The sequence below is a fragment of the Blautia sp. TF10-30 genome (genome assembly GCF_003481245.1).
In the GTDB taxonomy this organism is placed as follows: Bacteria; Bacillota; Clostridia; order Lachnospirales; family Lachnospiraceae; genus Fusicatenibacter; species Fusicatenibacter saccharivorans.
The window spans coordinates 24,735-48,501 of the sequence record NZ_QUKM01000007.1 but is presented as its reverse complement, the minus strand read 5'-3'; the positions used below and the strand labels follow the sequence as shown (position 1 = coordinate 48,501).

Genomic DNA, 23,767 nt, shown 5'->3' with positions numbered 1-23,767 from the left:
TGTAATCCCCCATTACGTTTTCCTGCTTTTTTTACAAAAAAAACACTGATTGGTAGAATTGTAAGCTGGTGTAAAAAATAAAAACAAACGCATATAAATTAGTAAAAATGCCTGCCATAGCAACTGAAAATGTGGAAAAAGATAAAAAAAGTCAATATAAGTGGACAAAATACACAATATCAAACGGGGATTTTATTTGATATAGTGTAAACATCACAAATAATCAAAGAAAATGCGTAATAAAAACGCACAAAACAACGGAAAGGATGGGGAGTATGGCGAAGGAAAAAATGAAAAAGAAAAAAGGAGAGAAAATTACCCCTGCAATCTTGTGGAAACAGCGTTGGCTGCTTGTGATGTCAGTACCATTTGTAATCTGGCTGATTATCTTCAAGTACATTCCACTGTGGGGATGGACCATGGCATTTCAGGAGGTAAAACCTGCGACATTTGCACTTCCGATCTGGGAGAGAACCTGGGTTGGATTTCAAAATTTTACAGATGCATTCAAAGACCGTCTGTTCACACAGACATTAATCAACACATTGGGAGTAAGCTTCCTTGACATCGCGGTTGGAACGATCGCAGCAATCGCATTTGCGGTTCTTCTGAACGAGATGTTCTTTATGAAGTTCAAAAAAGTAACGCAGACCATTTCTTATCTGCCGCACTTTGTATCCTGGGTTATTATTGCAAGTATTGCAAAGAATATTTTCAACGACGGCGGTGTTGTTGACAGTATCTTCGGCAAGAACCTGCACCTGATGAGTTCCAACTCACCGCTTATCTGGGTAACCATTATCCTGATTAACTGCTGGAAAGAGGTTGGCTGGAACGCAATTATTTATCTGTCCGCCATGGCAGGTATTGATCCTGGTCTTTACGAGGCCGCTGATATGGACGGTGCAAGCCGTCTGCAGAAGATCTGGCACATCACTCTGCCGGGTATCCGACCGACCATCATCGTACTGCTGATTATGAGTATCGGTGGCGCCCTGAACGTAGGTATGGAGCGTCAGATGCTTCTTAGTAACCCGCTGGTTGAGGATCACACGATGGTACTTTCCTGGTTCTCTTATAAGAGAGGTATCGGAAACAGCAACTACGGTCTTGGTACCGCAATCGGTGTATTCCAGTCTGCAGTCAGCGTTACCCTGCTGCTGATCGCCAATAAGATTGCCGGTCTGGTAGGCGAAGATAAACTTATGTAGGAGGACGCGAATATGAACAAGAAAGCAAAAAAATTTGACTACGTACTGGCGGTAATCTTCGTATTCCTCGTCATCATCACCATTTATCCGTTCCTGAACGTACTGGCGATTTCGTTCAACGATTCTACGGATACCATTAAGAATGTAAACTTCATCATTCCGAGAAAGTTTACATTAAGCAACTATAAATATGTATTTAAAGACGGCGGCATTGCAATGCCGGCTGTGATTTCTGTAGCAAGAACCATCATCGGAACAATCGTAGGTATTGTATGTACCTCGATGGTTGCTTACACATTAAGCCGCAGAGACTTCGTACTCCGCAAACCATTTCAGCTTCTGTTCGTTGTTACCATGTATGTCGGTGGCGGAATGATTCCGGAATACCTTCTGATTATCCGTACCTTAAAGCTGGGCAATAACTTCATGGTATACATTCTGCCTGGTCTGATGTGGGTTTATAATATGATTCTGGTCCGCTCTTATATCGACGGACTGCCGATGGCTCTGCAGGAGGCAGCAAAGCTCGACGGAGCAAACGATTTTCAGATCTGGTATAAAGTCGTTATGCCGCTTTGTAAACCGGTTATCGCAACCGTAGGTCTGTACTATGCAGTAGGACAGTGGAACTCCTTCATGGATACTTACCTGTATGCGAAAAAACTCCCGACTCTGCAGTACAAACTGTATGAGATTATGAACCAGGCGACCATGAAAATGGACGTTCATGCAGGAACCAATGTACAGACGGCCGTAACACCAATGTCCGTACGTATGGCCGTAACGATTGTAGCAACTGTGCCGATCGTTATTGTATATCCGTTCCTTCAGAAATACTTTATCGGCGGTATGACACTTGGTTCTGTTAAAGACTGATAAAAAACAGTATTAAAAAATTTTTAGAAAAAGATGATGTTTATTCCTGCCAGGCGAAAGAAAGAGTGCAGGATGACATAAACCATTTTAAGGAGGGCTTTTATGAAAAGAAAAGTAGTATCACTCATGTTAGTATCTGCTATGGTGGCCGGAATGCTCGCAGGATGCGGTTCCGACAGTGGCAGCAGCAAGGGAGGGTCCAGCACAGAGACTGGATCAGCGGCAGAGGCAAGTTCTTCAGGCGAGACAGCAGATGATGCAGATGACAAATCTCCGATTACCTTTGAGTATTTTAACGCTGATGGTAAAAACGGCAACTGGGATAACCCGGTAGCAAAAGCAATCACAGAGGCAACAGGCGTTACACTTGATGTTTCCTATCCGGTAGCATCCCAGGGTGATGCAAAAGAAGATGTTGCGCTGATGATCGCAAATGATGAGTATCCGGACATGATTTATGCAAAAGGCTCAGCAACGGATTTGTATCAGGCAGGTGCGCTGATTGATATGACAGACCTGATTGAAAAATATGGTCCAAACATCAAAAAAATGTACGGAGCAGAGATGGAAAAACTGAAATGGAGCCAGGATGATCCTGGAATCTATCAGCTTTCCTACGCAGGTGTAAACCAGAAAACCCTGACAACAGGCGGAAGCTGCCAGATTCAGTGGGCTGCATTAAAAGAGAACGATTATAAATATCCGAAGACACTGGATGAGTATGAAAAAATGATCAAGAGCTATCTTGCAGCACATCCAAAAACAGAAGATGGTCTGGATATGATCGGTATCACCATGAGTGCTTCTGACTGGCACTGGATGATTACCCTTGGAAACCCGGCAGGACTGATCGCTGATGCATCCCCGGATAATGGACAGTGGATTATTGACGACGAGTACAACGTACATTACAAACATGTAACAGATGAAGAGAAAGAATACTTCAAATGGCTGTGCCGTATGTACAACGAAGGTATCCTGGATCCGAACTTTGCAACGCAGACAGATGATGACTATATTGCAAAAGTTGCCAGCGGCCGTGTTGTTGCCATCACCGATGCTGAGTGGCATTACAGCCAGTGCGAAGCTACTCTGGTAGCAGATGGAAAAGTAGATCAGACTTATGTTGGACTTCCTGTAACCTTAAGAGAAGATCAGGTAGAAAAAGCCCTTCTGTATCAGGGAACTACCGTTGGCTGGGGTATTGGAATTACCAAGAGCTGTGAAGATCCGGTTCGTGCCATCAAATTCCTTGACTATCTGTGCTCCGATGAAGGACAGATCCTGTATCACTGGGGTATCGAAGGCGAGAACTACTTCCTCGATGATGACGGACAGCCATATCGTACCGATGAAGAAGTTGCAAAAGCTCAGTCTGATCCGGATTATGCAAAGAACACCGGTATTGACAACTACACTGGATTCCCGATCTACGGAACAGGTTCCTACTCTGAAGACGGATTCCCATACACTCCAACTACCAAAGAGTCTGTTATTGCAAACTACAATACAGCAGAAAAAGAAGGATGCGAAGCGATGGGATTTGAGATGCTGACCGACATGTTTGCACAGCCGGAAGAGTTCGATCTTCTTCCATACTCTGCACTGTGGGCATATCAGCAGCCACAGGAACTTGCTGAGAAACAGACAATTCTGGACGAAATTGCTTGGCCGGGACTTGTTAAATGCGTAACTGGTACCGAAGATGAGTTTGATGGAAACTGGGAGACCATGGTACAGGAGCTGACAGACAATGGTCTGGCAGATGCAGAAGAAGCTATGACAGAGTTCCTTGCTACCAAACTTGTTGATGTAGAGTAAGTAAAGCAAAAACATAAGGTTTTGCCGTTGAACGAAAGGCGGCATAAAAACATGGTCTGATATTATTAAATATCAGGCCATGTTTTAAAATACAGCGACAGTAATGGGAAATGTGAAACATTGTAAAAAGATAACAGTATATGGAAAATCTGCAAACAATTTCATGAGACAAAATCATCGGGAGGTTTTTGGAAAATGACAGAAAAGAAGGAGTTTCAGGTAAACAAAAACACACCGTTCTGGGATGCATCACTGACGGATCAGGAAAGAATCGACTGGCTGTTAAAGGAAATGACGGTCGAAGAAAAACTGGGATACCTCGCCAGCTCTTCCCCGGATCTGCCGCGCCTTGGCATTCCGGGCGTCTCTGTGGGCGGTGAGGCGGCACACGGCGTTGAGGGCAGAAACGATCAGAACGGTCTTGGAAAACCGGATGTGACAACATCCTTCCCACAGCCGATCGGTATGAGTGCATCCTGGGACCCGGAGCTGATCAGACAGGCCGGTGAAATAACAGGAACCGAGGCGCGCGTCGTATGGCACCGCCATCAGGGCCATGGACTCAGCAGATGGGCTCCGACCGTTGATCTTGAGCGCGATCCGAGATGGGGAAGAAACGAAGAAGGTTACGGAGAGGATCCTGTGCTGACCGGAAAAATGGCCGGTGCTTATATCCGGGGAATGCAGGGCGATGATCCGAAGTATCTGCGCTGTGCAGCGACCTTAAAGCATTTCTATGGAAACAACACGGAGGTCGGCCGCGGATGGAAAAATTCTTCCATTGACCCGCGGAACAAATATGAGCTGTATCTGGAGCCATTCCGCAGATGTATTGAGGATGGCGGCGCAGAGGGCATTATGACGGCATATAACAAGATCAACGGAACGATCGGTATCCTGAATCCGGAAGTGACCGATATTCTGAAAAAACAGTACGGTCTCCGTCACGTTGTCAGCGACGGCGGTGCGATGGGACTTGTCGTGAATCTGCATCACTATTTCGGACAGCATGCGGAGACGATCGCAACGGCGCTGAAAGCCGGTGTGGATGCCATGTCTGACGATCCGCGTATGGTAGAGCAGGCGGCACGCGAGGCATATGAGCTTGGCATTCTGAAAGAAGAGGATATGGACCGCTCTATTCGCTGTATGATGGAGACGAAGCTTCGTCTCGGCGTTTATGATCGGGAAAATCTGAATCCGTATGACCGTGTGACCGAGGACGATATCGATTCCCCGAAGGCACGTGAAATCTGTAAAGAGCTGAGCCGCGAATCGATCGTACTTCTGAAAAATGAGAACGGAGCGCTGCCACTTGACAAAGCCCTGAAAGCAGAAGATATTGCCATTGTCGGACCGCTTGGTGATGCATGGTATCAGGACTGGTACGGCGGAACGGCACCATACCGCACAACCTTCCTGCAGGGGATGGAAGTACTGAAGCAGGAGAACATTACATTCGCGGATGGTCTGGATCGCGTTGTTTTCCGCTGTGATGGAAAAGGTCTTGCCGTAGCAGAAGACGGAACACTTCAGATGGCAGATGAGCCAGATGTGTTTATCAAGGAATACTGGGGTGAGGGAAGCTATACGTTCAAGAGTGTCCGTACCGGAAAATACCTCAGCGCAAGACTCTCAGAGTCGCAGGGAGAAAAGCCGAAAATGGGACAGATTGCGGCAGACCGGGAGGAAGCCTTCGACTGGTTCGTGATGGAGATTTTCCACGTGGAGCCACAGGAGGATGGCAGCGTTGTGCTGACCAACCGTTTCCATTACCCGGTTTATAAGGATGCAGAGGGATTTTTCTCCTTTGAGCAGACGGAGGGAATTCCGATTACGATGGAGGTTGTCGAAAACGGAATTGAAAAAGCAGTTGCTGCAGTCCGGGGCAAAAAGCAGGTTTTACTTGCGCTCGGCTGTAACTCCGTGATCAATGCGAAAGAGGAGATCGACCGCAACACACTGGAGCTGCCAGAGGAGCAGGAGATGCTGCTTGACCGGATCGCAGAGGTCAATCCGAATACCGTTCTGGTGCTGTTTACGAATTATCCGTACACACTTCAGAAAGCGATGGAAAAACTGCCGGCGATCATCATGTCTGCAACGGGAAGCCAGGATATGGGAAGCGCAATGGCAGAGGCTGTGCTTGGAATCTATGCACCGGCCGGCCGTCTGAATATGACCTGGTATGAGAGTATCGATCAGCTGCCGGACATTGACGATTACGACATCATCAAAGGAAAAAGAACGTACCGCTATTTCGACGGGAAGGAATTGTATCCATTCGGCTATGGCCTGACGTATACCACATTTGCGTATGAGAACTATAAGGTTTCCTTAAAAGACGACCGTCTGCTGCAGATCTCTCTCGATGTGAGAAATACGGGCGATACCGCAAGCGACGAGGTCGTCCAGATCTACGGTTCCGCTTTGGAATCCTGCGTGAAGAAACCAATCTGCCAGCTGCTTGATTTTGTTCGTGTGAAAAACATTGCCCCGGGCGAGACGAGACACGTTGCACTGGAAATCCCGGTAGAGGAGCTTCGCTTCTACGATGTCATCAGCCGCAGACTGATGGTAGAAGAGGGAACGTATGAAATCTATGCAGGCGCATCCTGCAAGGATAAAGCCGTTTCCACAGAAATCTTTATTCCGGGCGGAAAAAGGGGCGTACGCGATCTGAGTGCATTTACCGCGGCGGACCACTACGATGATTACGAGAACATGTATCTGACGGAAGGCCACTTCAATTTCAAGGCAGTCCGCGTGCAGGATGAGACGAAAGAAGGTGTTCTCGTTTACCGTGACTGTGATCTTTCCGATGCTGCTGTTCTGGCGCTTCATGTGAAGAGTGAACGCGGCGGCAGTGTGGAAGCCTTTGTGGACGGTGTTTCGATGGGAAGCTTTACCGGTGACACAAGAACCTGTGAGTTCCGCAGCGCCCCGAAACTGGACCGCTATGCGGAGGAAGAAGTAAAAGAGCGCAACCGGTACCGCGAGCCGGTTTATGAGGATGTTGAAATTTCCCTCGCAGACAGACCGCAGACGGACGGCGTATCTGAGATCCGTCTTGTCCTGAAGGGAGATATGCGGATCTGCTATCTGCGTGTGCTGAAAAATAAGAGCACAGGAAAAATTCAGATGGGCGTAGCAAACTAACCAGATCATGTATTGTCTGAAAAAAGTATTGACAAATTGTGTGAATATGAATAAAATATTCCTGTAAAAACAAAATACGGAGATCTTCAGGGCAGGGTGTGATTCCCTACTGGCGGTATAGTCCGCGACCCGCTGCGATATCAAACAGCGGCTGACTCGGTGCAACTCCGGGACCAACAGTTAAAGTCTGGATGAAAGAAGACGAAATAAAGTTTATTTGCATGGAAATATTTTTGGTGCCCTGAATTCAAGAAAAGGAATTCAGGGCACTTTTTTTCGCGGGCAACGAGCCAAAGTCCGTGCTTGCACGAGACCTTGGCGACTGCCGCGAAAACGAGTTCAAATTCGTGGAGCGTATTTGGACTCGTTACTTCCGGCAGAACCGGTCAAGATCTCCAGAAAAAAGGAGAAATGCAGTTATGAATGCACAGACAACAGCAAAACAGACATCAAAGATGTCGCAAATCGGAAAAACCCGTTACATGGTACAGGTGGCAATGCTCGGCGCCGCCGCAGTCGTATTGATGTTTTTTGACATCCCGCTTCCGTTTGCCCCGAGTTTCTACAAGATTGATTTAAGCGAAGTTCCGGTGCTGATCGGAGCCTTTGCGATGGGACCTCTTGCCGGAGCTGCGATTGAGCTGATTAAGATTCTGCTGAACCTTGTCATGAAAGGAAGTACCACCGCAGGTGTTGGCGAGGTAGCAAACTTCCTGATCGGCTGCGCGTATGTTATGCCGGCCGCATGGATCTACAAAACACAGAAAACCAAGAAAAATGCCATGATCGGTATGGCAGTCGGAACCGTATTTCTGGCAGCAGCCGGCGGTCTTCTGAACGCTTTTGTACTGCTTCCGGCTTATGCAGCAGCCTTTGGAATGCCGATGGATGCCCTTGTGGGAATGGGATCTGCAGTCAACAAAGCAATTACAAGCCTTCCGACCTTTGTTCTGTTTGCCGTTGTACCGTTTAATATCATCAAAGGTGTTGTGGTATCACTGGTAACCATGCTTCTGTACAAGCACATCAGCAGACTGCTGAAGGGTGAGGCGATGAATTAGTTCATCATTTCCGAAATCATTTCCGTAAACGGAGAATCCAATAAATACGTTGTAGCGAGACGGACAAAATGCAGAGAGAAATCCTCTGTTTTTTGTCCGTCTTTTAAAATTTTCGGGGAATGGCGGCAATGGATTGCCCACACAGGTCTTTTAGTAGTACAATGAAGCATAATCGATAAAAGAAAATACGCAGCGAAATTGGAATGGAGCGCAAAAAAAAGAGATCCGCACATTGGCTGAAATCTCTTTTCTATCACATTTTAATATTGTTATTATGTCTCGAAACTGTTAAGCGCTTTCCAGATGTTCCATCACTTGAACGCCCCATTTAAAAAGGGCGGTTCGCATGGCAAAGGTCAGGACTGCGGTAAGCAGAATCATCACGCTCGTGGTGATGTGGATGTTGAGGTGAAGTTTTCCGTACAGCAGGTAGCCGGCTCCGATCAGGATTGCGCCGACGGTGAGGTCGATGAGGACGGAGATCAGGGAGCGGTTGTTGGATTTTATGGCGGCGGTTTCGTTTTCCCAGTTTAATTTCGGAAATGCAAGGTCAAAAAGGAGCTGTTCATAGTTTACGAACAGGGTAAATAAAACCGTGATCGCCGTGGTGTAAAGAAGGGTCGCCGGGTGCAGACCGAAAACGACCGCGATGATGTTGAAGACCAGAGCGTACGGCAAGGTGCCAAGGAGACTGATCAGGATGCCGCTTACCAGCATGGCACGGATCTGGTCGTGATAGCTCATCGGAATGCATTTCATATAGATGTATTCGCTGCCCTTTCGGGACATCGCTGTGGCGGAGATCACGCAGAACATGGACATCATGACGGCAATTCCGGCGGCGGTAAGGACGGCAACTGCGACAGGCAGTTCCCCTTTCAGGAGGCGGAATATGGTGCCATCGGCGACAAGCCGGGTCCAAAGGCCGGTGGTTTTAGCCATGCCAAGGCTGGAAATGACGGAAACGAGGGCAATGCCAAGCATGAAGACCGGCCAGATGAGAGGCATCAGAACACAATTCATAAACCAGGCCGGGGTTCGGTACAGTTTTTTCCATTCGATCATCGCGTAGGTGCGGACCGGATTTTTGCTTTTGACGGTTCGGGTCACTTCTTCTTTGGATAAAATGCGTTTTTCGCTGGTGGTCTCGCTCATGCCGAGGACAGCCGGGAGGTAGATTTTCCAGGCGAGGGCGAAAAAGACAGCAAGGATAACGGCTGTTGTAGCGATGTAGAGTATCATTTTGAGAAAGGATGCATCTGCAAGGCTTCCGGTCATCAGGGGCAGGTTCGGAAAAATGGTCCGGAAGGCGCGCAGAGTGCCCTTCTGGCTTTCCATCAGGTTCATGATATCCTGCATTTCAAAATTTCCGATACTGCGCGAAAATACGTTGATGCCGATCGCAAAAATCAGGGATGCGGCGAATCCGAGGTAGCTTAAGAAATCCTTGTTTCGGATATTTTTGAAAAGACGCATCACGAGCATCGTCAAAACTGCGGCGTAAACGAGCGGCACAACCGGGAAAATAAGGCAGGCGAGGATCATATTGATCCAGTAAAAAATGCCCATTTTGGCGCTGATCCCGTACCCTAACAGAAACGGAAAGAACAGCAGTACAATAAGATAGTATTCGTTCAGCAGACAGCAGAAGCCTTTCGCACCGACAATCTGCGCCGGGGTAAACGGCAGCGGCAAAAGCTTTACGAGGTCAGAGTCCATGTAATACTCGCTCAGAAACAGCGGCAGGCCATAGAAGAAAATGACCATCATGCCGATGGCACAGACGAACTCGATCAGCAGGGTTTCCAGCCCGAGCGGCTGCAGGAAGGTATAGCCGGAATATCCCAGAAGAAACAGTAAGACCGACACGGGAAGGAGGCAGACACCAAGCAGAAGGTATACAACGATACGTCCTCCGTCCGAAAATGCTTTCTTTTTTCCGCTCTTCTGATTGCTTTTTCCTGGTCCGCTTTTCAGAAGGAAACGGGTGAGAATCCATAAATTACGCATGTTCGGTGATCTCCAAAAAGATATTTTCAAGCGTCTGATCCGGATAGGCCGCTTTTAATTCTTCCAGGGTACCCAGGTATACCTGGCGGCCGTGATGGATGATGGCGATGCGGTCGCAGAGTTTTTCCGCTACTTCCAGCACATGGGTGGAAAACAGCACGGCGTTTCCGGCATCGGCGTGTTCACGCATCATCTGTTTGAGCTCGTGCGCGGAGCGCGGGTCAAGGCCGGTCAGCGGCTCATCGAGAATCCAGACCGGCGGCTTGTGGATCAGTGCGCCCATCACCATGATTTTCTGACGCATGCCATGCGAGTAGCTCATGATACGGCTCGAAAGGTTCTCTTCCATCTCAAAGCGTTTTGCGGTTTCTTCGATAAAACGCTGACGCTCTTCCGTTCCGACACCGTAGATATCTGCCATAAAATTCAGATATTCAATTCCCCTGACGCGAAGAAACGCATCCGGGTCGTCGGGCACAAAACCGAACTGGCGCTTGGCTTCGAGCGGATCCTTCTGGATATCTTTTCCATTGATTTCAATCGTTCCTTCGGACGGCGCTAAGATACCGGTGATCATTTTTAATGTTGTCGTTTTCCCGGCTCCGTTTGGGCCGATAAATCCGGTGATCTTTCCATCTTCGATATCCCAGGAAAGATCATCGACGGCTTTTTTGCTTCCATCGCCGTAAATTTTGCTGACGTGGTTCAGACGAATCATGTTTTATTCCCCCTCTTTTTTTCTTGTAAAACGAAACTGTGATTCTCTTGCTTCGTTTCTAAAAACAGACTGCCCTTTTCTCACTCCGAAAGCTCTTATCCTTCCCTGCGCAGGAAAAGGAGTCAGGCGGATCTTCGCAATCCGCTTCGCTACTTGCTTGATTCAGTTAAATTTCGAAGCACGGGCTGTGATCTTGTGTTTTTTTCAGTATGCATTCTTCTGCCAGAACTGTCAATCAGCGGAACGAAAAATACAGAATTTTGTAAGAACTTGTAAGACTTTTAGAGCGTGTCTGAAAAAAAAGATACCGCAAAGTGAAGCCTGCAGATTGCGGAAATGCTTTTTCAGACACGCTCCAGAATCAAATCCGATTTTACCCTCTACTTTTTCAGAATCACATCGATGACTGTATCGACTCCATCCGGCAATACCGGGTCTTCGCCGAGATCGGCGAATGCCATGGTCGGATAATCGCTGTGTACCCAGCTTGTGGAAACCGGGATTTCCGCGCCGGTTGCGACGTAGCGGATCGCCTGGATTTCTTCTTTTTTCACGCCGGGCAGCGGCAGCGGCCCAACGGTATTTTCATAGACATGAAAATACAGATGGTTTCCGTGGCGCGTCACACGGCCAAAGTCCGGTTTCTCAATACCGGCTTTTCCGCAGCCGTAAATGCTCTCTCCGTTTTTCTTCATCCACTTTCCAATCTCAGCCAGCCGTTCGATCGACTCCTCCGGGATATTTCCCCTGGCGTCCGGGCCGACATTCAAAAGCAGGTTTCCACCCTTCGATACGCATTCGACCAGCTTTTTGATCAGCATCGGTGCCGGTTTGAAGAAGTGGTCGTTGGCACAATAGCCCCAGTGATTGTTCATCGTAACGCAGGATTCCCAGGCGATATCGTTTCCATTTACATCCTGGATGCCATTCGGCGGAATCATCTGCTCCGGGCTCACAAAGTCGCCGTGGTATGGGGTCGGATTTCCGGCCGCCAGAGAACCGTAGCCCTCTCCGCTCACCTCGAGACGGTTGTCGATGATGACATCCGGCTGGAGCTTCCGCACCATATTGATCAGCTCCGTCGCTTTCCATGCTTCGCCGCGCAGCGTATCGTAGGAAAAGTCAAACCACAGCACATCGAGCTTTCCGTAGTTTGTGCAGATCTCGCGTACCTGATTGTGCATGTAGGTCAGGTAGCGGTCGAAATCGCGGTCATCGTTTTTGTATGCCGGGTTGTTCCGCATCGGGTGGTTCCGGTCGCCGTAATGTGGGAAATCGTCGTGGAACCAGTCGAGCAGGGAGAAATACAAACCGACCTTCAGTCCTTCTGCGCGGACGGCATCAACGTACTCTGCAACGAGGTCGCGGCCGCATTTCGTGTTGGTGGATTTGAAATCGGTATACTGGCTGTCGAAAAGGCAGAAACCGTCGTGATGCTTGGCAGTCAGAACCATGTATTTCATGCCGGCCTCTTTCGCCGCTTTTGCCCATTTCCGCGGCTCGAAATCAACGGGGTTGAACTCCTCGAAATATTTCATGTAATCTTCTTTTGGAATCTGCTCGGTACTCCGCACCCATTCTCCGCGCGCCGGGATGGCATAAAGTCCCCAGTGGATAAACATGCCGAAACGGGCGTCGCGGTACCACTCCATCCGCCTGTCATAAGCTTCTCTGTCAAATTTGTACATCGTTTTGCTTCCTCCTGTTTTAGTTTTATATTGGTAATGATTCAGAGTACCATTTCGCATGGCTCTGAATCGTTACGTCAAGCGGATATTCGCAATCTGCTTCGCTACTTGCTTGATTCGGTTAAATCTTAATTTTCACCCATTTTCCCTGTTTGAATCGGATCGTCGCAAAGATAAACCGTGACATCTGATCCGCCAGCACGCCGAACCAGATTCCGACGATGCCAAGCCCCAGCGTGTAACCGCCAAGATACGAAACGATCGTACGAATAAATGTAACGCTGATCATAGATGCAACTGCCGTATAGAGCGTATCTCCCGCACCGCGCAGGCATCCCATGTAAATAACCTGACAGATCTGGAAAATGACGACGAAGATAATGACATGGATGATGCTGACACCGATTTCAATGATATGCTGTTCTTCGAAAAACAGGCTGTACAGCCATCTTCCGCCGAAGAGATAAATCGCAACGAGGCATACTGCGATGCCCGCGCCGATCAGACGGCACGTTCTGCCGTACTCTTTCGCAAGATCCGGCTTTTTTGCGCCGAGGCTCCGGCCGATCAGTGCAACCGCTGCGGACTGAAGGCCGTCACCGAACGCAAACGAAAGCGACATAATATTCATGCCGACCTGGTGTGCCGCCATCGCATCGGTTCCCTGCTTGGCCGCCATGATCGCCGTCATCATAAAGCCGATCCGCATGAAAACCTGTTCGAAAAACACACTGTACCCGACCCTGACCAGGCTGATGAACGCTGCAATCGTCGGTTTAATTTTGTTCTTCAGAATATAGCCAAGGTTCAGGAATCCGTCTTGCTTTGTGATGGAAAGGATGCTCATCACACATCCGACAACCGTTCCTGTGACGGTTGCCAGTGCCGCACCCTGAATGCCGAGTGCCGGGAACCCGAAATGGCCGTTGATCAGAAGATAATTCAGAATAATATTAATCGTATTTGATGTTACATTTGTGCGCATCGTGATTTTTGTATTGCCCGCACCGCGCTGTGCCGAGTTGATCCCCATCTGGATACAGTTAAAAATCATACCGCCCATGATGATACGGAAATATGTTACTGCGCCGTTATGCGTCTCCGCCGTTGAGCCGCACAGATGGATGATCGGACTTGCAAACGCCACAAATCCAACACTGAATGCAGCTGCCGCAAGGATAATAAATACAAGCGCAGTTACCAGAGTCTCATTCGCCGCACTCTGTCTTTGTTCCCCTCGCCGCCGCGCAACAAGGGCGGAAATCGACACATTCAGTGCAAAGAAAAACGCCAGGCCAAGCAGCTTCGGCTGTGTCGTCAGGCCGACCGCGGCAACTGCGTAAGAGCCAAGCGAGCTTACCATCAGCGAATCCACAAGACCCGCAAATGCAATAAAAAACGACTCCACGATCGCCGGCCACGCCATGTTGACGGCGGTCTGGAATGTGTCTTTGTGGTATTTCCCCTGTAACTTGTTTCCTAAGTACCCCATTTCTTTTCCTCTCTTTCGTCCCAATACCAATTTCTATTTTACTTTGTTTTAACAGAAGGGTCAATACGGTACCGGCAGAAAAAAGCCAGCCGCAAAAGCAAAATTCTTTTCGCTTTTTGTGGCTGGCTTTTCTTTTATCTTTCCGTAGCGATTCAGACCCCCATCTTGATTCCGCTTACGCTACATCCCAGTATTGCTTCTTATTTTTTCAGCACAAATTCTGCCTTATTCTCTGTCGTGCTGTCGCTTCCGATGAAGACTTCGAAAGCACCGTTTTCACTTTCTACACGCTCATTTTCTGTCAGGAAGCGAAGCTCTTCTTCTGTGATTTTGAAGATGACTTCGGTTTCTTCTCCCGGCTGAAGGGTTACCTTGCAGAAATCTTTCAGCTCTTTCACCGGGCGTACCACGGATGCGGCTACGTCGTGGATGTAAAGCTGTACGGTCTCGGTTCCCTTTGTATCGCCGGTGTTTTTCACGGTTACGGAGGCTTTAATCTCATCTTCCATGCCAAGCTCTGCCTTGTCCAGTTTCACATCTGAAATTGCAAAGCTGGTGTAGCCAAGGCCATATCCGAACGGGAACAGTGGTGCGTTCGGGATGTCGAGGTATTTGGAACGGAAACGGTCTTTGTCCTTGCCCGGCACGTGCGGTCTTCCGGTGGAATACTCGTTGTAGTGAACCGGCACCTGGCCTACAGAGTACGGGAAACTCATGGTCAGCTTGCCGCTTGGAGCGTATGCACCAAAAACAACGTCTGCGATTGCATTGGCACCCTCGGTACCCGGCATCCACACTTCAAGAACAGCTTTTGCTTTCGATACGACATCGCGCAGGTCGAGCGGACGGCCATTGAAGAGGACAACGACAACGTTTTCATTGACTTTTGAAACGCGCTCAAGCAGTCTCTGCTGGATTTCCGGGATACGGATGTTCGCGTTGCTGGTTGCCTCGCCGGACTGCAGACGGTCCTCACCGATCGCAAGAACGACAACCTCGGCCTCCTTTGCTGCGTTTACAGCCTCAAGAAGCATTGCCTCCTCTTCCTCCGGTGTATGGGACTGCTCCATCGCTTCACCGAAGCCCTCCAGACGGATGTCGGAGCCGAGCATCGGGGAACCTGCATGGAAGCTCATGTTTGTCGTATCTGCCTGCGCTTTTACGGCCTCTTCCAGATTTGTCACATCCTTTGCATCTCCGATGAAAGACCAGGCGCCCATCAGGTTTCTGCTGTGTACATACGGTCCGACCCAGGCAATTTTTTTCTCCTTGCCAAGCGGCAGGATTTTCTCTTCGTTTTTCAGCAGGACAAACGATTTTCTTGCGGCTTCTCTTGCCAGGGCGCGGTGCTCTTTGCAGAGAATGACCTCTTTTTCTTTCGTCTCATCTGCGTCTTTATACGGATTTTCAAACAGTCCCAGTTTGTTTTTCAGTTCCAGGATACGCATGCAGGACTCATCGATCAGATCCTCGGAAATCTTGCCCTCTCTTACAAGGCGGCACAGGTTTTCGCAATAAATACCGGTCATCATATCAATGTCAACGCCTGCCTCGGCGGAGCGGACAGCTGCCTCCTCACGGTCTGCGCAGTAGCCGTGGTAAATAATCTCCTCGATTGCCGCCCAGTCGGAAATCAGAACTCCGTCAAATCCCATCTCGTCACGCAGGATGCCGCGCATCAGTTTCTTGTTTCCGGTTGCCGGAACACCGTTTACCGTATTGAAGGAAGTCATTACCATCGCTGCGCCTGCATCGATGCCGGCTTTATAGGATGGCAGATAGAAGTCACGGAAGGTATGCTCGGAAAGCTCTACGGTGTTGTAGTCTCTTCCCGCTGTCGGAGCGCCATAGCCTGCAAAATGTTTCACGCAGGAAGCAATTTTGTACGGCTCCTTCAGATCGTCTCCCTGGAATCCGCGTACCATTCCGGCACAGAACAGACCGTTCAGATACGGATCCTCACCGGTAGACTCCATGACACGGCCCCATCTTGCATCGCGGACCAGGTCGGTCATCGGTGCGAAGGTTACGTGAAGGCCGGAAACGGCTGCCTCTTTTGCAGCAACTGCCGCACACTTTTCGGAGAGCTCCGGTTCAAACGTTGCGCCCTGTCCCAGCGGAATCGGGAAAATAGTCTTGAAGCCGTTGATGACATCCAGCATGAACAGCATCGGGATGTGATGCGGGTGCTGCTCCACAAAATCCTTCTGGATTTTCTTTAACGTTTCTGCGCCCATGCTGCCCAGGATGGAACCAGAAAGCGCTACATTTTCCGGCGTAAAGCCTTTATCTGCCATCGGTCCCATCGCCGTGATGTCCATATCTTTATTGAAAAAGGCACCCACCACCTGGCTCATCTGGTTTACTTTTTCTTCCAGCGTCATGTCGGCCAGAAGCTCTTTTAATTTCTGCTCGGTCATTTTTTCTCCTCCATACCTCGTTTTTGCTGTATCTGCTTCTTCAGAAACCCCTAAAATGTCAGAAAAATATCGTTTTTCCGTTTTTTCTGAATCTTATACTGAAATTTTACCACATCTGACCCGAAAAAAATATCCCCTGATCCGACCTTTTTCTTTCACTATTCTGACCTGTTTTCTGCTGTTCCGGTGCGTAAGAAAGTGATAAAATCCTCTGTTATTTCCCGGACATGTGAAGGGTGGCTTTCCGCTATTTTTCACTAAAACTTCTTCGGTATTCCAGCGGTGCGTATCCCGTATTGTCCTTAAACATCTTCGTAAAGTACGAGAAATTGCTGTACCCCACATACAGCGACACCGTATTGATCGGCAGCGTGCTCTGTGTCAGAAGCTTTTTTGCCTCCTCCACCCGCTTTTGGATGATATAATTACTGATCGAAATACCCTTTTCTTTTTTAAAAATCCGGGACAGATAATCTGTATTCAAAAAGACAAGCTCCCCAAGCTCCTCCCGGTGAATCTCCTCCCGGTAATGTGCATCAATGTAGGTGCATACCTGGCTCGTAACCGAATCTGATTTGTTGATGTACTGTCTGTACTGCACTGCTTTCCGAACCAGTACCCCCGCATATTCTATCATCTCTTCTCTTCCGTAAAGAGAATTCCGATGCAGATTTTCCATATCCGCATCTGCAAACAGTGCGTACGCCTTGATCTCCCGTTCCGAAAGCCATGCATATACCACCTGGGTCAGATCGGTACGGAGCGCTACCAGAAATTCTCTGGTAATCATTCCTTCCCGTTCCGTCCGGTCAAGGTATTTCTGCAGCCGCTCCAGCAGCTCCTCCGGTTTTTCCTCCGAAAGCAGAGCTTTCCACACATCCAGCTCCTTATTTTCGTAGCTGGTCTGCGGAGCCTGAAATTCATTCAGAAACAGCACCTCGTTCCGCACGGAAAGGCTTCCCTCCCGCATTTTCTGAAGATTCCGGCTCTGCTTTTGCATCCCCAGTACAGATTCCCACTGCCCGGCGCCGCACCACAGCTCCGGATAGATTTTTTCATTCATCCACGCAACAAATTGCTGCAGAATTTCACAGTCCCGCCCGCCGTCCTGCGGGAATGCTTTTTCCCTTGACTGCGTAACAATCCAGTAGATGCCCGGTTCCTGATAAAAAACAGTATCTACCGCAATGTCCGTTTCCTCATACAGTTCCGACAGCACATTTTCGATCACAAATTCCATGGTCGACGTATCCCACATTTCCCGCTTATTGCTCTTTATTTCCGGCATCAGACAAATCAGCCGGAAATAGTGTCCCGGTCCGTATGAAAGCTGGCGCTGTGCTGCCGTTTCGCAGAATTTTTCCTCGGAGAAGCCGCTTTTCAGCACATTTTTCCAGATATCCTGCTGCAGAATTTTTCTGTTCTGATTCCACTTGATGCTTTCCTGCCTGAGATCCTGTATTTTCTTTTCTTTCGCAACAGATTCCGCCGCACGCTGCACGGCCGCCTTCAGCTTTTCAAAATCAATGGGCTTCAGCAGATAATCGACACTGTTCAGCTGTATCGCTCTTCTGGCATAGTCAAACTCCGCATAGCTTGTCAGGAAGATGACCTGGACCTTCAGCTCCTCTTTCCTGACCCACTCCACAAAATCGAATCCCGTTCCGCCCGGCATCACGATATCGCTGATTACAATATCAATATCCACCATTCCCATGATGTTCTTCGCCTGCTGTACGGAAAACGCAGTGTACACCTCGCTCACCCCGGTCTCTGTAAGATCGAGATTTCTTTTGATACTTTCAATCACGTACTCTTCATCATCCACGAGCAATAGTTTCATGTTCTTCTCCCCCTGTCTTGTATGGAATATGGATATCTACAATCGCTCCGCCGAGCGGGCTGTTATCGAAATGAATCTCTCCTGTATCACCATAATAATAACGGAATCGTTTCAGGCAGTTTTCAATCCCGATATGCTTTCCATGCTCGGAAATATCTTCCCCTGCTTTCAGCCTTTGCAGCGTCTCCTCCGGGAAGCCGTTTCCGGTGTCCGAAATATAAATGTTGACATACTTTTCTTCGCCGCGGTCCTCCGGGTAAACCGTCACGGAAATCAGCGGAACCTTCTCCAGCGTCAGGGCATGTTTTGCCGCATTCTCTACAAACACCTGAATCAGAAACGGGAAGATTACCGCGTCTTTCACTTCTTCATGGACTTCAAAATAATAGGTGAATTTTTCCGGATAGCGCAGCAGCAGAATTTTGAGGTAATTTTCGCAGTGGTTCGTCTCCGCCGTCACCGGCACCATCTCGCTTGTATTGCGGAAAATATAGGCGAGATAATCGGACGTAATACGGCTCATCGACTTTGCATGGTCGTACTGTCCGAAGTCAATCATGCTGTAAATAAAGTTCAGACAGTTCATGTAAAAATGCGGACGAATCTGGATTTTGAGGTAATCCATCTCGATTTTCTGTTTTTCCAGCTCCTGCTCATACAGCGTGATCTTCAGACGTCGGATCTGATGAATCATGTTTCGGAATTTATCGTCAATCTGCTCCAGCTCTACCAGGTTTCCTTCCGACATCTGATAGGTGAGATCCCCATTGTCATATTTTTGAAGATTTTCCGTAAACATAGCGACCGGCTTCAGGATTTTTGTCTTCAGATGGAACAGCAGCACGGAACCGGCAATCACCATCAGAAATGCAACGCCGAGAAGAGCAAACACACTTCCCATCATCAGATTCAAAACACCGGTCCAGGAAATTTTCGTACGAATTTCAAACGGTGCCTGTGAAAGCTCCTGCCGGAAGGTATAATTGCCGGTATCAAGCTTCGAACCGTCCGTTACAATTCCTTTTTCCGTCAGTGTTCCGATGCTTTTTCCGTTCTGGTCAACGAGACTGACATAGCCGCTCTTCCCAAGAGACAGCTCAGAGAACGGTTCCAAAATCTTCTTCAGATTGACATAGCAGCCGAGTCCGACGCCCTGGCTCTGTGCTACCTTGAGCATATAAACCTCATCGCCCTGGCGCATCACGGTCCATTTTTTCTTGACTGCATACGTCTGCTGGGACAGACTCCTGATCCGGCGCTTCAGCGCTTCCTGCAGATACGGATCAACGGCATAAAGCCCGTCGGAGGAAATGCTCAGCTGATATAAGCTCTCATCCTTCTTCGCATAGAGAAAAACATTGTAATCCGTTCCAAAATCCCACGCTGCAGATACATAGTTCCTTCGCAGCTGTGTGATGGCATATTCCTCATACTGATCCTTCTCCATCAGATCCATATATTTCCAGAAAGAAGAATCCGGGTTGGAGCTGTCCATTACGGTCGAAAACAGATTTCGGCTGATTCGAAAAAAACGGTTGTCCAGCTCATCCGTATACAGCTTTGAAACCTCCTCCAGCTGCTCATATACCTGCTGCTGCATCCGATTCAGAATGATCATGCTCCCAGCCAGAAAAAGCAGCAGCATACTCAGCAGGCAGATCAAAAGATAGCGCCCCTGCTGCGCCAGTGTTGTTTTTTTCGTCTGTTTTGAAATACGCATGAAGTTTCCTCCTTTTTTCTGTTCCGGTACGCTCGGAAGCTTTCCATGTTTGTTTTTGCGAACGGATCTTTTTTACTGACTATGATAATACAGCAGAAAAACAGCACACCTCATGTTTTCATGAGTCTGTACTGTTTTTCTGCTGTATGCCGGAAACACAAACGTGTTTCTCTTTTTTCATTTCCGCATGTGAATCATCCTTTTACCGCGCCAAGTGTGATACCTTCTGCGAAGTATTTCTGAAGGAACGGATAGATGATAAACAGCGGCAGCATGGCGATAAATGCGATTGCCATACGGATGGAGGTTGTCGGCAGCTTTGCCACCTCGGCACCGATATTTCCGGTTACTTTTCCACTTGCCAGGTACTGAATATCGGTGATCATCTGGTTCAGCAGGTTCTGGATACTGTAAAGCTTCTGGCCTTCATTTCCTGATAAATAGTATAAACCATTTGTCCAGTCATTCCAATAGCCAAGTGCGGAAAACAGTCCCATGGTTACCAGAATCGGTTTTCCAAGCGGCAGTGTGATGCTGGTGAAAATCTTCATGTGTCCTGCGCCATCGATTTTGGCCGCCTCGAACAGCGCGTCCGGGATACTGGTGTTAAAGTAGCTTCGGATCATCAGCACGTTGTTTGCACTTAACAGGAAGCCCGGAACAATCAATGCCCAGATCGTGTTTTTGATGTGAAGATAATTTACATACATCAGGTAGGTCGGCACCAGTCCGCCGTTGAACAGCATCGTAAAGAATACGAAAAAGGTAATTGCTCTGCGGTACGGCAGTTTTTTAACAGAAAGCGGATACGCCAGAAGAGAGGACATCGCAATATTTGCAGCGGTACCAACAATCGTTACAAAAACGGTGATTCCGTACGCTCTCAGGATTTTCTCACCCTGACGGATGATATAGGAGTAAGCATAAAAGCTGAATTTCTCCGGGAAGAACGAATATCCGTTGCGGATCAGTGTGTTTTCATCGGTCAGCGAGGAAATAAATACGAGTACAAACGGCAGTATAATGGATAACGTAATCAGAATGAGTACTACATTAATCCAGAACTGGAAACGTTTTGCTTTTTTTGAATTTGTCATACTTCCATCCTCCTAGAATAATGCCTGGTCTTTGTCTACTTTGCGGACAATCCAGTTACTCAACATTACGACACAGAAGCCTACCAGAGACTGGTATACACCGGCTGCAGATGACATACTGATATTTCCCTGTTCAATCAGGGCACGGTATACATAGGTATCGATAACGTTTGTGGTCGGGAACAGAACACCGGAGTTCATTGGTACCTGATAGAACAGACCGAAATCGGAATAGAAAATTCTTCCGATGCTGAGAAGCAGCAGGGTAATGATGGTCGGAACGAGGCTCGGCAGTGTGATTTTTGTGATCTCCTGCCATTTGCTTGCGCCGTCCAGTCTGGCAGCCTCATAGAAGGAAGGATCGATACCGATCAGCGATGCGATGTAGATCAGGCATCCGTATCCTACGCCCTTCCAGCAGTTCGCGATGATCAGGACCGCCGGCCAGTATTTCGGTTTCTGGTACCACTGAATCGGGTCAATGTGGAACAACGGAAGGATCGAGTTGTTGACAAGACCATTTTCTGCACTCAGAAGCGCATATACGATGTAGCTTAAGATAACCATGGACATCAGGAACGGAAGAAGAATCGCACTCTGATATATCTTTTTGAGCTTTGTGTTTCTTACCTCCGTAATCAGAATCGCAATGGCAATTCCGACTACCATGTTTACAAGAATAAATGCAACGTTATACAGCAGCGTGTTTCTTGTAATGATCCATGCATCCTTGGAAGCAAACAGGAACTTGAAGTTTTTAAGTCCTGCCCACGGGCTTGCCCAGATACCTTTCGCAAAATTCAGTTTTTTAAACGCAATCACCATACCTGCCATCGGGATATAGTTGTTGATCAGCAGATACAGAAGTGCCGGAAGCATCATCAGATAAAGCGGCCAGTATTCCTTCAGCACGTTTTTCTTTTTTCCTTTTTTAACCTCTGCTTTTTTCATAAAGCGTGTCTCCTTTTATGAGGGCTGTTTTTTCAGGTTCTTTCACAGAGAAAGCTCCACATCTTTTCGGGTAAGAGTGGAGCCTTCGGTTACTGTATCACACCGGATTTTCTTTTGCCCCGGTCGTGTTCTTTTTACAAATTATGGTGCCTATTTCTCTGCAAGAAATGCATCCAGCTGCTCCTGCTTTGCAGCAATGACATCATCGATTCCCGCATCGTCCAGTGCCTCCAGGAACTGTGGAAGCAGTTCTTCCGGATCTCCGGAGCCGCTGCTAAGTGCGCCGTTGTACTGGCTGATTACGTTGTTCAGGGCTGATACCTGATCCGCATATTCGCTGTTATCAAAGACAAATCCCAGTGCTTTCGACTCGATACCGGAAGCGTTGAACTCCTGCATTTTGTCCCAGAGCTGCGGGTCAGATCCATCCCATTTGTATGCGATGAACTGGTTCGGAAGCTCCCATCCACAGTTAAAGCTGTAGCCTACGTTGTCTGCTGTTACACCGTCCGGGTAGTTGATGATTCCGTTTTCTTCATCTTCTACTACGTAGTCGGTTCCCTCTTCGCCCCAGTTCAGAAGGTTCATGACCTCCGGGCTGCCATAGATATAATCGAGAACCTGCATTGCTTTTTCCGGATTTTCGGAGTTCTGTGCTACAGAGAAGATAATTCCGCCGTAAGAGGATGAGTTGATGATCGGCTGATCATAGAACGGTACGATTTCAAACTCATATCCTGTGGAGCTCTGGAACTCAACCGGGGTACCTGGATGATAAGCAAAGAACAAGGAGAAGAGATTTCCTGCTTTGCATACGGTTCTCCAGTTTTCTGTGTTTGTTCCGGCATCCTTGCTGATGTAGCCTTTCTGATACCAGTCATGCAGCATAGTTGCAGTCTCCTTGTACCAGTCGCTTGCAAAGTAGTTTTCTACGGTTGTGCTGTTGGTCTGATCCATCAGAGCGCCCGTGTTGGCATCGCCAAGTCCATCAGCGCGGGACAGACGGCTCAGAGGCGTATCACTGTTGTTGCTGGAGAACAGCATTGTCATATCAGGCTCGCCTGCCTGTACGGTCTCAAATACTTTCTCCATATCCTTCGGCTCTTTGATTTCATCGGTATTGATATTATACTTTTCTACCAGGTCTTTTCTCATGAAGATGGCTGGAATGCTGCCTCGTTCGATCTGGTTCGGAACGCCATAGACAAACCCATCAATCTGATTTGTTTTTGCAATATCCTCGCCATAGATATCTTTCAGGTTTGTGCCGTATTTGTCAATCAGTTCAGACATATCCATGATCTGGCCGGAATGCATATACTGTACAGCTGTTGATGCACCTGTGTACAGAAGATCGATTTTCTCATCGCCGGAAAGCATCAGCTGTAACTGCTGAGATGCGCTTGCCCACGGAAGAACAACGATATCGAGCTTTGCATTCAGCTCCGGCTCCAGAATCTCGTTGATTTTTTCTTCGATTCTCTCTTCATCCTGCTGCTGGCTGCCCTGCAGTACCATAGTTACAGTGTACGGCTCGCCTTTTTCCTCTGTCTTTGCTGTGCTTCCGGAAGCTGCGGAGGAACCGGAATCAGAACTGGATCCTGTGCTTCCGCATGCTGCCATGGAAAATGCCATGGTTGCTGCAAGAATGCCTGCTAACACTTTTTTCTTCATACTTTTTCTCCTTTTCACGTATCGTG

Annotated in this window: 15 protein-coding genes and 1 riboswitch; of the genes, 5 read left to right on the top strand and 10 right to left on the bottom strand. The window is 48.2% G+C overall.

Going from position 1 to position 23,767, the window contains the following annotated elements; translation table 11 throughout:
- Positions 1–275: 275 nt before the first annotated feature.
- The 5 genes from DXD02_RS08135 (at position 276) to DXD02_RS08115 (ending at position 8,128) form a co-directional block, all read left to right on the top strand.
- The gene (locus tag DXD02_RS08135) at positions 276–1,211 is read left to right on the top strand and encodes an ABC transporter permease (protein ID WP_226906422.1); all 936 of its coding nucleotides are present in this window, start codon (positions 276–278) and stop codon (positions 1,209–1,211) included.
- Between the two features lie 12 nt (positions 1,212–1,223).
- A complete protein-coding gene (locus tag DXD02_RS08130) occupies positions 1,224–2,087 on the top strand; it encodes a carbohydrate ABC transporter permease (RefSeq protein WP_117812981.1) in 864 nt (287 codons plus the stop codon).
- Between the two features lie 102 nt (positions 2,088–2,189).
- Positions 2,190–3,908, top strand: a complete 1,719-nt coding sequence (locus DXD02_RS08125; protein ID WP_117812980.1) for an extracellular solute-binding protein — start codon at positions 2,190–2,192, stop codon at positions 3,906–3,908.
- A gap of 195 nt (positions 3,909–4,103) precedes the next feature.
- Positions 4,104–7,067, top strand: a complete 2,964-nt coding sequence (locus DXD02_RS08120) for a glycoside hydrolase family 3 C-terminal domain-containing protein (RefSeq protein WP_118666713.1) — start codon at positions 4,104–4,106, stop codon at positions 7,065–7,067.
- A gap of 78 nt (positions 7,068–7,145) precedes the next feature.
- Positions 7,146–7,274, top strand: a riboswitch (FMN riboswitch).
- Between the two features lie 212 nt (positions 7,275–7,486).
- Positions 7,487–8,128, top strand: coding sequence for an ECF transporter S component (locus DXD02_RS08115; protein ID WP_022461231.1), 642 nt, complete (start codon positions 7,487–7,489; stop codon positions 8,126–8,128).
- A 288-nt stretch (positions 8,129–8,416) separates the two neighbouring features.
- Here the strand turns inward: DXD02_RS08115 and DXD02_RS08105 are convergent, their stop codons facing one another.
- The 10 genes from DXD02_RS08105 to DXD02_RS08060 all read right to left on the bottom strand — a co-directional run bounded on the left by DXD02_RS08105 (position 8,417) and on the right by DXD02_RS08060 (position 23,741).
- Positions 8,417–10,138: a putative ABC transporter permease subunit gene (locus DXD02_RS08105; protein ID WP_118666711.1), complete on the bottom strand. Its 1,722-nt coding sequence runs from the start codon at positions 10,136–10,138 to the stop codon at positions 8,417–8,419.
- On the bottom strand, positions 10,131–10,856 hold the full coding sequence (locus DXD02_RS08100) for an ABC transporter ATP-binding protein (protein WP_055221955.1): 726 nt from the start codon (positions 10,854–10,856) through the stop codon (positions 10,131–10,133). The genes DXD02_RS08105 and DXD02_RS08100 overlap by 8 nt, the downstream gene beginning before the upstream one ends.
- A 380-nt stretch (positions 10,857–11,236) precedes the next feature.
- On the bottom strand, positions 11,237–12,544 hold the full coding sequence (locus tag DXD02_RS08095; RefSeq protein ID WP_117801282.1) for an alpha-L-fucosidase: 1,308 nt from the start codon (positions 12,542–12,544) through the stop codon (positions 11,237–11,239).
- A gap of 121 nt (positions 12,545–12,665) precedes the next feature.
- Positions 12,666–14,036, bottom strand: a complete 1,371-nt coding sequence (locus DXD02_RS08090; RefSeq protein WP_117510371.1) for an MATE family efflux transporter — start codon at positions 14,034–14,036, stop codon at positions 12,666–12,668.
- Between the two features lie 200 nt (positions 14,037–14,236).
- Positions 14,237–16,456 carry a beta-glucosidase BglX gene (gene bglX / locus DXD02_RS08085; protein ID WP_118666710.1) on the bottom strand — a complete coding sequence of 740 codons (2,220 nt, stop codon included), beginning with the start codon at positions 16,454–16,456 and terminating at the stop codon, positions 14,237–14,239.
- A 247-nt stretch (positions 16,457–16,703) separates the two neighbouring features.
- Positions 16,704–18,299: a response regulator transcription factor gene (locus DXD02_RS08080; RefSeq protein WP_118666709.1), complete on the bottom strand. Its 1,596-nt coding sequence runs from the start codon at positions 18,297–18,299 to the stop codon at positions 16,704–16,706.
- Positions 18,277–20,019 (bottom strand): sensor histidine kinase, encoded by a 1,743-nt coding sequence (locus tag DXD02_RS08075; RefSeq protein WP_118666708.1) that lies wholly within the window; start codon positions 20,017–20,019, stop codon positions 18,277–18,279. Before DXD02_RS08075 ends, DXD02_RS08080 begins: the two co-directional genes overlap by 23 nt.
- A 194-nt stretch (positions 20,020–20,213) precedes the next feature.
- Positions 20,214–21,116: a carbohydrate ABC transporter permease gene (locus DXD02_RS08070; RefSeq protein ID WP_118666707.1), complete on the bottom strand. Its 903-nt coding sequence runs from the start codon at positions 21,114–21,116 to the stop codon at positions 20,214–20,216.
- A 12-nt stretch (positions 21,117–21,128) separates the two neighbouring features.
- A complete protein-coding gene (locus DXD02_RS08065) occupies positions 21,129–22,067 on the bottom strand; it encodes an ABC transporter permease (protein ID WP_118601112.1) in 939 nt (312 codons plus the stop codon).
- A gap of 150 nt (positions 22,068–22,217) precedes the next feature.
- On the bottom strand, positions 22,218–23,741 hold the full coding sequence (locus DXD02_RS08060) for an ABC transporter substrate-binding protein (protein WP_118666706.1): 1,524 nt from the start codon (positions 23,739–23,741) through the stop codon (positions 22,218–22,220).
- Positions 23,742–23,767 lie beyond the last annotated feature (26 nt).